Below are 9,823 nucleotides of genomic sequence, written 5' to 3' on the forward strand. Positions count from 1 at the left end.
CAGTCTTCAGCGATGGCCGTCAGGCGGCCGCTTGACCGGGCAACAGCCCGTGCACCACATCCACGATGTCCTGCACGGTGCGCACCTGCTTGAACGCTTCCGGCTGCAGATTGCGGCCGAGCAGCGGCTTGAGCTGCACGATCAGGTCGACCGCGTCGATGCTGTCGATGTCCAGGTCGTCATACAGCCGCGCGGCGGGCGTGATGCGGCTCGGCTCGATCTCAAAGCTGTCCTTGAGGATCTTGACGATGCGCTCGAAAAGTTCGTTCTTGGTCATGGGTAAATCCTGACGCGCCGTTAGGACGGCTGGCGTGCGGCGACAAACTCGCTCAGGGCACGCACGCTGGAGAAATGGCGACGGGTCTCTTCCGAATCGGCTGACAGGCTGACACCGTACTTTTTCTGCAGGGCCAATCCAAGTTCCAGCGCGTCGATCGAATCCAGGCCCAACCCCTCTACAAACAAAGGCGCGGCGGAATCGATGTCTTCGGGAGTGATGTCTTCCAGTGAAAGCGATGAAATGATCAATTCCTTGATCTCGTGCTCAAGTGCCTGCACGGGTCGGGTCTCCAGCGAAGTCGAAGTAATGGGCAAGATGATCGGTCACACGCCGGGCGGCCAAGGCATCCCCCCTGGGCGCATCGCCGGTCTCGTTCAGAAACGGGGCAATCGGGAGATCCTCCCCGACTTCCAGCTGAACGTGAAATCGCCGTGATGGCACACGATACCATTTCTGGCCCTTGGTCAGGGTCAGCGGGGTGCAGGTGATCCGCACCGGGGTGATGTCCAGCCGGCCCCGCACCGCGATGTTGGCCGCCCCGCGCTGCAGGCGCAGTGGCTGGCCCGGTACGGTGCGCGTGCCCTCCGGGAAGATGACCAGGTTGCCGCCGGCCTGGACCGCCGCGATGCAGTCATCGATCAGGCCGGCCCCGTCGTCGTTGGAGACATAGCCGGCCGCGCGGACCGGGCCGCGCATGAACGGGTTGCGCGCCACGGCCTGCTTGACCACGCAATCGGCATTGGGCAGCTGGGCGATCAGCAGCACCACGTCGATCAGGGTCGGGTGGTTGGCCAGGATCAGCAGGCCGTTGCGCTGCAGGCGCTCACCCCCGCGGATCTCATAGGTCATGAGCCCGAGCCGGCGCATCAGGCCGACGTGCGCGGCGAAGCTGCCCTGGACCAGGCGCCGCGCCAGCACCCGCCGGCGCACCGGGTCGCGGATCAGCAGCAGCGACAGGAACAGCAGCCCGCCCAGCACCAGCCCGCCGAGCCCGAAGGCAGCAAAGCTCAGCGCCGTGCCCAGCACCCGCCAGGCATGGTTGATCCGGGCCGGCCAGCGCTCAGCCATGGCGTTGCCAGGTCCAGCGTTGGCCATCGGCCTCCAGCCCCAGCGAAGGCGCACCGGCCAGCAGGAAGCGCAAGGCTTCCAGGCCATGCGGCAGACCGTCGGAGGGGCGATCCTCGCCGCCGGCCCCCCAGCCCAGCGACAGCCGCGTGCCCGCACCGTCGGCCGACCCCAGCCGCCAGCACCACGCGAAGAAGGGGTCTGGCTCGTCGGCAAAGTCGGCATAGATCGGCGGCAACGGCGACTCATAGACCACCAGCCGCACCTCTGGCGCGCCATCGGCCAGCAGGCCGAAGGCTTCCATGCAGGCGGTCTCGACCGTGGCCCGGCCGGCCGCGAGGGCCAGATAGTTGCCGCGATGGCCGCGGGCGATCGAATACAGCGCGGCGATCGCGTTGTGCACCGACAGGCCGAAGCCGGTCGGCGACATCGGCTGGTCTGCGCTCAGGGTATTGAGCAGTTCCATCGAACGGGCCACGTCGCCATGCCGCGAGGCGAACACCAGCGGTACCTGGCCACCGTCGTCGGGCTGCTCGCACCAGCACGCGGTCTGGATCGCCATGCGCCCCAGCCGTTCGATGCGGCGGCGCTGCATGGCCGGCACTTCGGACAGTGCCGGCGTGTCCTCACCGGTCGGCAGCCAAGGCGCCTTCGCCCACGCCTGCCACTGCTCCCGGGTCGTGATGCCCGGCGCCCAGGCCGACCAATCCAATACTGAAAACTCGATCATTCACGCCAACATGATGGATGGGTACCAGGACGGGCACGAGCCATGGTGGCCACGCGGATCGGCTCCCCCATGCCAGCCGGACCGCGCCTGTCATCGACATCGTCCGGCGCCGGACGCGGTGCCGAGAAAGGAGCGCACGCTATCATGACACTCTCGGCACTGGCAGCATTCACATTCTGAAATGAGCAACATGATCGACCACGCAACGGCCCCGGCAATCGCTTTCCCTTCCTCCGGACCTGCGTTGTTCCATGTCGCCTACGCCCCGGCGGCGCACCGTGATGCCGCTCTGGCCGACCCGCAGACGCTGGCGGTGTTCGGCTTCGGCCTGCGTCACGCCGCGCTGGACGACCCGCGCTGGCTGCAGGTACCGCTGGCCGAACAGGGCCCTGCGCAGATCGAGGTCTGGCGTGGCGGCACGCCGGTCGCGCACGGCACCACCGATGGGGTGCGCTGGTCGCACACCGACAGCCTGCTGTTCGGGGTGGTGGAGATCGACGAGCTCGACAGCGATATCGAGTCGGCCGCGGCCGAGGCCTACGCCCGGATGAGCGCGTTCCTGTCGCGCTGCGGCTATCCGCATCTGCTGCGCACCTGGAACTATCTCGACGCGGTGACCGAGGGCGATGGCGACGATGAACGCTACCGACGTTTCTGCGTGGGCCGCGTGCGGGGCCTGCGGGAACTGGATGAAGCGGCGCTGCCGGCGGCGACCTGCATTGGCCGTTTCGACGGTGAGCGCCGGCTGCAGGTGTATTGGCTGGCGGCGCGCGAGCCGGGCCTGCCGCTGGAGAATCCGCGCCAGGTGAGCGCGTTCCGTTATCCACGTCAGTACGGGCCGCAGTCGCCGAGTTTTTCGCGGGCGCTGTTGCCGCCGTTGGCGACGGGGCTGCCGTTGCTGCAGTCGGGGACGGCGGCGATCGTGGGGCATGTGTCGCAGCACACGGGGGCGGTGGATGAGCAGTTGCGGGAGACGCTGAGGAATCTGCAGAGTCTGGTGGATACGGCGCGCGGTCAGCGGCCGTCGCTGTCACCGGCGTTGGGTTCGACCTCGGTGCTGAAGGTGTATGTGCGGCGCGCGGAGGATATGGCGGCGGTGGCGGCGCAGATGGCGGCGCTGCCGACGGCGCCGCCGTTCGTGGTGTTGCATGCGGAGGTGTGTCGTGCGGAGCTGCTGGTGGAGATCGAAGGGCTGCACGGCTGAGTTCTAGGCATTGTCGTCCGTTTTACCGCCCTGCAGGCCCTGTAGTGCCGACCGCTGGTCGGCTGCTCTTTTCGCAGCCAACGACTCTTTAGCCGCTGAGAGCGTTTAGAAGCCAAAAGCCTTGGTTTGCCGGGCGCGCCTGGCCTGGGTCGGTGTGGGTGGGATGTCGGGACCCGCTGCAAGTCCCGCTCCGCGGCCCGGCCCAGCCGCTGGCGGCTGTGCGTTCAGTCGCATGCGAGGCAGTGCCTCGCGAGCAATGCGCCTTCACCCATGTAAGCCCATTGCCATCCATGGCAACACATGGTCCCGCCACCCCACCCACACCGCCCCTTCGACAGTTGGCTGGTGCGCAAGGGAAAGAGCAAAAACAAGGCGCGTCGAATCGGTTGCCTGACGTTTTTTCTTGATGAATCAGGCGATCTCACGCTCTGGCTTTGGTAGAGCCGACCGCTGGTCGGCTGCGCTTGCACCTTCTTCTGCGACTGGCTCTTCCCACCGACGACGCAGGCCTATCAGGGCGAGGGCGGTCAGACCCTGCCGGGACCGTTGGAGCGGCATGGATGCCGCTCACGAGCCCCCATGGATGGGTTTACGGCGCGTCCGGGCAGGGTCTGACCGCCCTCGCCCACACGGAACCGGGAATAGCCACCGCGCTTTCCTCAGTGATACCCCACATCCGCCCGCACCTTGCCGCGGAACACCCGGTACGACCACGCCGTATAGCCCAGGATCACCGGCAGCAGGATCACCAGCCCGACCAGGCTGAAGCTCAGCGACGAGGCCGGCGCTGCGGCCTGCCACAACGTCATGCTCGGCGGCAGCAGGTACGGCCACATGCCCAGCACCAGGCCGATGAAGCCGAGGATGAACAGGGCCAGCGTCAGCAGGAACGGCGGCAGATCGCGCTTGGGATGCATCGCGCTGCGCCACAGCGCCGTGGCGACCGCAAGCGTCAACAACGGCACCGGCGAGAGCCACCAGAAGTTGCCATCACTGAACCAGCGCGCCATCAGGCGCGAATCCAGGAACGGCAACCACGCGCTCACCAGGCCCATGAACACGATCACCGCCACCACCAGCGGGCGGGTCAAGGTGCGCGCGAAGGTCTGCTCGCGGCCTTCGGTCTTGAGGATCAACCAGGTGCTGCCGAGCAGCGCGTAGCCGAACACCACGGCTGCGCCGGTCAGCATCGAGAACGGACTGAACCAGCTGAAGGCGCCACCCACATAGCGGCCATCCACGACCTGCAGGCCCTGCACGAGTGCGCCGAGGATCACGCCCTGCGCGAAGGCGGCCAGCAGCGAGCCCAGGCCGAAGGCCACGCTCCACAGCTTGCGCGAGCGGTGCGCCTTGAAGCGGAACTCGAAGGCCACGCCGCGGAACACCAGCGCGACCACCAGCAACAGGACCGGCAGGTAGAGCGCCGACAGCAGCGCGGCGTAGGCCTTCGGGAAGGCCGCCATCAGCCCGGCCCCGCCCAGCACCAGCCAGGTTTCGTTGCCGTCCCAGATGGGCGCGGCGGTGTTCATCATGATGTCCAGCTGCTCTTCATCCTCGGCCATCGGCGCGAGAATCCCGATGCCGAGCACGAAGCCATCCAGCACCACGTACATCAGCACACCAAAGCCGATCACCGCGAACCACGCGACCGGCAACCAGGTCGTCATCTCCATCTCAGCGCTCCTCCAGCGGTTCATCGGCACCGGACAGCGGCCGCGCCGGGGTGTGGCTGCCGGCATCCAACGCCGGGGCCGGGTCATGCGATTTGGGACCGGTGCGGATGATCTTCACCAGGTACCAGACACCCCAGCCGAACACGAACGCATAGCCGACGATGTAGACGCCCAGCGAGAGCGCCGTCATCCATCCGCTCTGTGGGCCCACGGCATCGGCCGTGCGCAGCACGCCATAGACCACCCACGGTTGCCGCCCCATCTCGGTCACGAACCACCCGGAGATCAGCGCGATGAAGCCGCTGGGCAGCATCCAGTTCCAGCCGCGGATCAGCCAGCGCGATTGCAGCAGCTTGCCGCGCCACCACTGGAACGCCGAGACCCAGGCCAGCAGCAGCATCAGCGTGCCCAGCCCGACCATCACCCGGAACGCGAAGAACACCGGCACCACCGGCGGCCGATCGCTGGCAGGCACCGAGGTGAGCGGATCGAAGGTGCCGTCCAGCGAATGGGTGAGGATCAGGCTGCCCAGGCGCGGGATCGCGATTTCGTAATCATTGCGCTCGGCCTTTTCATTGGGCACCGCGAACACCACCAGCGGCACACCCTTGCCCTCGCCTTCGGAATGCCAGTGCGCTTCCATCGCCGCGATCTTCATCGGCTGGTGCTTGAGGGTGTTCAGGCCATGCATGTCGCCGACGAAGATCTGTACCGGCACCGTCAACGCGGCAAAGCCCACCGCCGCCAGCAGCATCTTGCGGCCGGCTTCGCGGTGCACGTCCTTGCGCAGGTACCACGCGCCCACGCCGCCGATCACGAAGCAGGTGGTGATGAACGAGCCCAAGGCCATGTGCGCCAGGCGGTACGGGAAGGACGGGTTGAAGACGATCTGCCACCAGTTCTGCGGGTGCACGATGCCATCGACCATCGCGTAACCGGCCGGCGTCTGCAGCCAGCTGTTGGAGGACAGGATCCAGAACGTGGAGACCAGCGTGCCCAGCGCCACCATGCAGGTGGAGAAGAAATGCAGGCGCGGCGAGACCTTGCCCCAGCCGAACATCATCACACCCAGGAAGCTGGCTTCCAGGAAGAACGCGGTGAGCACTTCATAGGTCAGCAGCGGGCCGATCACCGTGCCGGCGACCTCGCTCAGCCGTGGCCAGTTGGTCCCGAACTGGAAGGCCATGACGATGCCGCTGACCACGCCCATGCCGAAGGAGACCGCGAAAATCTTCTGCCAGAAGAAATACAGCTCGCGCCAGACCGGATTGCCGGTGCGCAGCCAGCGCGATTCGACAAAGGCCAGCCAGCTGGCGGTACCGATCGTGAAGGCCGGGAACAGCACGTGGAAACTGATGACGAACCCGAACTGGATCCGGGACAACAACAACGCGTCCAAGAGACGCCTCCGACTGGCTTCTGAAATCCGCACCAGTCTGGGCCTGTATCCGTGAAAGGCACATGCGACCCGGTGACGCGCTGCTTCACTTTGTCGCAGGCGGAGGCACCGGACCGCCGCCTGCAGGCCCCCCTCAGCGCTTGAACTGGCTCTCGTGCACCCAGCCGTCATGGGTGAGGATCACGGTAGCCTTGGAGGCCACACTGTCCTCGGTGTGCTTGGCCAACTCAGGATAGGCGCTGCGCAGGGCGTCCGCGCGCGTCCAGTCGTCGCCGTCCTTGACCGTGTAGGTGTACTCGACGTGGGAGAGCTTGACCCCCATCAGTTCGCCGGGCTCGGTGAAGTTGCTCACGTCCTGCACCTGGTACGTCCCGCTGCAGAACGCGGCGCGCTGGACCAGCGTCTTGGGGGCCAGGGGCTCCAGGAAGCGCTCGCCAAGCGCCGTCGCCCGGTACTCGGTGGCGGGGCGGGTGCCATTGCCGAAGGGCTGCTTCACCTCGGTCGGCTGTGCGGACAACAGGCCGGCCTGGACGAGTGCATCGGCACGGGTCTTGTTCTGCGGGAACAGGTCCTGCTCGGCAAGGGTGAAGGGCACCTCGTTGGCCGGCAGCGCGGCACAGAGGCCGGGCTGCCCGTCCAGGTAGGCCTGGATGGCGCGGCTGAAGTTGGCCTTGCTGGCCTCGCGGGGATTGCTGCACGCGCCCAGTACCAGCACGGCACCGGCCAGCACGGTCACGCGGGTGATCGCCTTGAACATCGAATCGCTCCTTGAAATGGATGTCTCCCGTGAACCCCGGGGGTCATGGCCACCGTAGAGAGCCGGTTCCGGGCTGTCGACGCGCTGCTGCCCTGCACGGGCCGGGGCAAGGCAGCGCAAGGCCTGCGCCGTCCGGGCGCACGTCGGGATCGCCCTTCGCCGCGCGTGGAAGCACCACTGGCGGGACGACGTTGCCGATCCCGGCCATCGGCCGGTGCCATGACCTGTGGCCCCTTCCCGCGCCCCTTGCGGCTGCTACGCTTGCCGGGTTTTCCTCATTGGTGCCGCCCGCAATGCCCAGAACGCTGCCGTTGTCCCTGTTGCTGCTCGCCGCCCTCGGCGGTGCTGCCCATGCGGCGCCGACGCCGATCACCATCGAGCAGGCCATGGCCGACCCGGACTGGATCGGTCCGCCGGTCGAGAGCGCGTGGTGGTCCTGGAACAGCCAGCAGGTCGAATACCAGCTCAAGCGCAACGGCAGCCCGGTGCGCGATACCTTCCGCCAGCCGGTCGTCGGTGGCGTGGCCGCACAGGTTGGCGATGACCAGCGCGGCACCCTGGATGTAGACAGCCCGGTCTACGACAGCGCGCGACAGCGCTCGGCCTTCGTGCGCAATGGCGATGTGTTCGTGCGCGACCTGCGCAGCGGCGCGCTGACCCAGCTGACCCGCAGCACCGAGAAGTCCAGCGCGGTCAATTTCGCCCGCGACGGCGGTGTGATCTGGCGCACCGGCCAGAACTGGTTCCATTGGACCGCCGCGGCCGGCGTGCAGCAGGTCGCCAGCCTGAAGGCCGAGAAGAATCCGGACGACGCGCCCAAGGCCGATACCCTGCGCGAGCAGCAGCTGCGCACCCTGGCCACGTTGCGCAACGACCGCGCCCAGCGCGACGCGCTCAAGGCGCAGGAAGCCAGCTGGCGTCGCGCCGATGGCACCCGCGCACCGGGCCCGGTGTATCTGGGCGCGGATGTGGAGATCGTCGACAGCGTGCTCTCGCCCGATGCACGCACCCTGATCGTGGTCACCAAGCCGAAGAGCTTCGATGAGGGCCGCGGCGGCAAGATGCCCAAGTACGTGACCGAGTCGGGCTACGAAGAGTTCGAAGACACCCGCACCCGCGTGGGCCGCAACGATCCGGAGCCGAACGCGCTGTGGCTGGTCGATGCCGTCGCCGGCACGGTCAAGCCGCTGTCGCTGGACGGCCTGCCGGGCATCGGCACCGACCCGCTGGCCGCGCTGCGCAAGGCCGCTGGCAAGGACGCCCTCAAGGGCAACCGCCCGGTGGAAGTGCTCGGTGGCCCCGGCGCGCCCGGCATCCGCTGGAGCGCCGATGGCCAGCAGGCCGCGATCATGCTGCGCGCCAACGACAACAAGGACCGCTGGATCGCCAGCGTGACCCCGGCCAGTGCCAAGCTGGAGACGCGTCATCGCTTGACCGACAGCGCCTGGATCAACTGGAGCTTCAACGATTTCGGCTGGTCCAACGACAACCGCACGCTGTGGTTGCTGTCCGAAGAATCCGGCTATTCGCACCTGTACACCCAGCAGGGCACGGCCAAGCCGCAGGCGCTGACCGGTGGCAAGTGGGAAACCTCGATGCCGGTGCCGAGCGCCGACGGCCGCGGCTTCTACTTCCTGTGCAACCAGCAGTCGCCGGGCGACTACGAAGTGTGCGCGGTCGACACCGCCAGCAAGCAGGTGCGTGAGCTGACCTCGCTCAACGGCGTGGAGGACTTCTCGCTGTCCCCGGACGGCCAGCAGCTGCTGGTGCGGTACTCCGGCGCCTACCTGCCGACCCAGCTGGCCGTGGTGCCCGCTGCCGGTGGCCAGGCCAAGGTGCTGACCGACACCCGTACCGCCGAGTTCAAGGCGCGCGAGTGGATCCAGCCCAAGCTGGTGCAGGTACCGTCCAAGCACGGCGCCGGCGTGGTCTGGGCCAAGTACTACGGCCCGGAGACCTTCGAGCCGGGCAAGCAGTACCCGATCGCCATGTTCGTGCACGGCGCCGGCTATCTGCAGAACGTGCACCAGCAGTACCCGGCCTACTTCCGTGAGCAGATGTTCCACAACCTGCTGGTGCAGAAGGGCTACGTGGTGCTGGACATGGATTACCGCGGCAGCGCCGGCTACGGCCGCGACTGGCGCACGGCGATCTACCGCAACATGGGCCACCCGGAACTGGAAGACTACAAGGACGGCCTGGACTGGCTGGTGGAGACCAAGCAGGGCGACCGTGACCACGCCGGCATCTACGGCGGTTCCTACGGCGGCTTCATGACCTTCATGGCGCTGTTCCGCTCGCCGGGCACGTTCAAGGCCGGCGCGGCGCTGCGCCCAGTGGTCGATTGGCACCAGTACAACCACGGCTACACCGCCAACATCCTCAACACCCCGGACATCGACCCGGAGGCGTACCGCAAATCGTCGCCGATCGAATACGCCGAAGGCCTGCAGGATCACCTGCTGATCGCGCACGGGATGATGGACGACAACGTGTTCTTCCAGGACTCGGTCAACCTCACCCAGAAGCTGATCGAGCTGCACAAGGACAACTGGACGATCGCGCCGTACCCGCTGGAACGCCACGGCTATGTGCGTGCCGATTCCTGGCTGGACCAGTACAAGCGCATCCTCAAGCTGTTCGAAGAGAACCTGAAGTAATCCAGCGATGACGTCGGTTTCTACTGACGGGCAGCACGCCGCGGGGGGGGGGGGG

At 67.1% G+C, this 9,823-nt stretch carries 9 protein-coding genes; 2 read left to right on the plus strand and 7 right to left on the minus strand.

The features are described from left to right. Nucleotides 1-19: 19 nt before the first annotated feature. Genes ACE026_RS11375 through ACE026_RS11390 form a run of 4 tightly spaced genes read right to left on the minus strand, consistent with a single transcriptional unit; the run spans nt 20 to nt 2,075 of the window. Complete coding sequence (locus tag ACE026_RS11375) at nt 20-277, minus strand: acyl carrier protein (RefSeq protein ID WP_019185496.1); 258 nt, start codon at nt 275-277, stop codon at nt 20-22. Between the two features lie 20 nt (nt 278-297). Continuing rightward, nucleotides 298-558 (minus strand): phosphopantetheine-binding protein, encoded by a 261-nt coding sequence (locus ACE026_RS11380; protein ID WP_019185497.1) that lies wholly within the window; start codon nt 556-558, stop codon nt 298-300. After that, nucleotides 545-1,348 carry a lysophospholipid acyltransferase family protein gene (locus ACE026_RS11385; RefSeq protein WP_486039086.1) on the minus strand — a complete coding sequence of 268 codons (804 nt, stop codon included), beginning with the start codon at nt 1,346-1,348 and terminating at the stop codon, nt 545-547. The genes ACE026_RS11380 and ACE026_RS11385 overlap by 14 nt, the downstream gene beginning before the upstream one ends. After that, nucleotides 1,341-2,075 carry a beta-ketoacyl synthase chain length factor gene (locus ACE026_RS11390; RefSeq protein ID WP_486039087.1) on the minus strand — a complete coding sequence of 245 codons (735 nt, stop codon included), beginning with the start codon at nt 2,073-2,075 and terminating at the stop codon, nt 1,341-1,343. Before ACE026_RS11390 ends, ACE026_RS11385 begins: the two co-directional genes overlap by 8 nt. 190 nt (nt 2,076-2,265) lie before the next feature. Here ACE026_RS11390 and ACE026_RS11395 point away from each other — a divergent pair, with 190 nt between their 5' ends. Then, nucleotides 2,266-3,279 (plus strand): chorismate transformation FkbO/Hyg5 family protein, encoded by a 1,014-nt coding sequence (locus tag ACE026_RS11395; protein ID WP_486039144.1) that lies wholly within the window; start codon nt 2,266-2,268, stop codon nt 3,277-3,279. Between the two features lie 659 nt (nt 3,280-3,938). On the opposite strand, the gene cydB is transcribed toward ACE026_RS11395, so the two are convergent. The 3 genes from cydB to ACE026_RS11410 form a co-directional block, all read right to left on the minus strand. Continuing rightward, on the minus strand, nt 3,939-4,952 hold the full coding sequence (gene cydB / locus ACE026_RS11400; RefSeq protein WP_313212568.1) for a cytochrome d ubiquinol oxidase subunit II: 1,014 nt from the start codon (nt 4,950-4,952) through the stop codon (nt 3,939-3,941). Between the two features lies 1 nt (nt 4,953). Next, nucleotides 4,954-6,351 (minus strand): cytochrome ubiquinol oxidase subunit I, encoded by a 1,398-nt coding sequence (locus ACE026_RS11405; RefSeq protein WP_486039088.1) that lies wholly within the window; start codon nt 6,349-6,351, stop codon nt 4,954-4,956. A gap of 133 nt (nt 6,352-6,484) precedes the next feature. Then, the gene (locus ACE026_RS11410; RefSeq protein WP_486039089.1) at nt 6,485-7,108 is read right to left on the minus strand and encodes a hypothetical protein; all 624 of its coding nucleotides are present in this window, start codon (nt 7,106-7,108) and stop codon (nt 6,485-6,487) included. Between the two features lie 293 nt (nt 7,109-7,401). On the opposite strand from ACE026_RS11410, the gene ACE026_RS11415 reads away from it, so the two are divergent. Further along, a complete protein-coding gene (locus ACE026_RS11415) occupies nt 7,402-9,768 on the plus strand; it encodes a S9 family peptidase (RefSeq protein WP_486039090.1) in 2,367 nt (788 codons plus the stop codon). The last annotated feature ends 55 nt before the right edge of the window (nt 9,769-9,823 follow it).

The organism is Stenotrophomonas sp. AGC87 (genome assembly GCF_057333975.1).

Excerpts from the sequence above, each read along its gene's own strand:
- ACE026_RS11375 (WP_019185496.1), bottom strand. The coding sequence starts at position 277 with ATGACCAAGAACGAACTTTTCGAGCGCATCGTCAAGATCCTCAAGGAC.
- ACE026_RS11385 (WP_486039086.1), bottom strand. The coding sequence starts at position 1,348 with ATGGCTGAGCGCTGGCCGGCCCGGATCAACCATGCCTGGCGGGTGCTG.
- ACE026_RS11390 (WP_486039087.1), bottom strand. The coding sequence starts at position 2,075 with ATGATCGAGTTTTCAGTATTGGATTGGTCGGCCTGGGCGCCGGGCATC.
- ACE026_RS11395 (WP_486039144.1), top strand. The coding sequence starts at position 2,266 with ATGATCGACCACGCAACGGCCCCGGCAATCGCTTTCCCTTCCTCCGGA.
- cydB (WP_313212568.1), bottom strand. The coding sequence starts at position 4,952 with ATGGAGATGACGACCTGGTTGCCGGTCGCGTGGTTCGCGGTGATCGGC.
- ACE026_RS11410 (WP_486039089.1), bottom strand. The coding sequence starts at position 7,108 with ATGTTCAAGGCGATCACCCGCGTGACCGTGCTGGCCGGTGCCGTGCTG.
- ACE026_RS11415 (WP_486039090.1), top strand. The coding sequence starts at position 7,402 with ATGCCCAGAACGCTGCCGTTGTCCCTGTTGCTGCTCGCCGCCCTCGGC.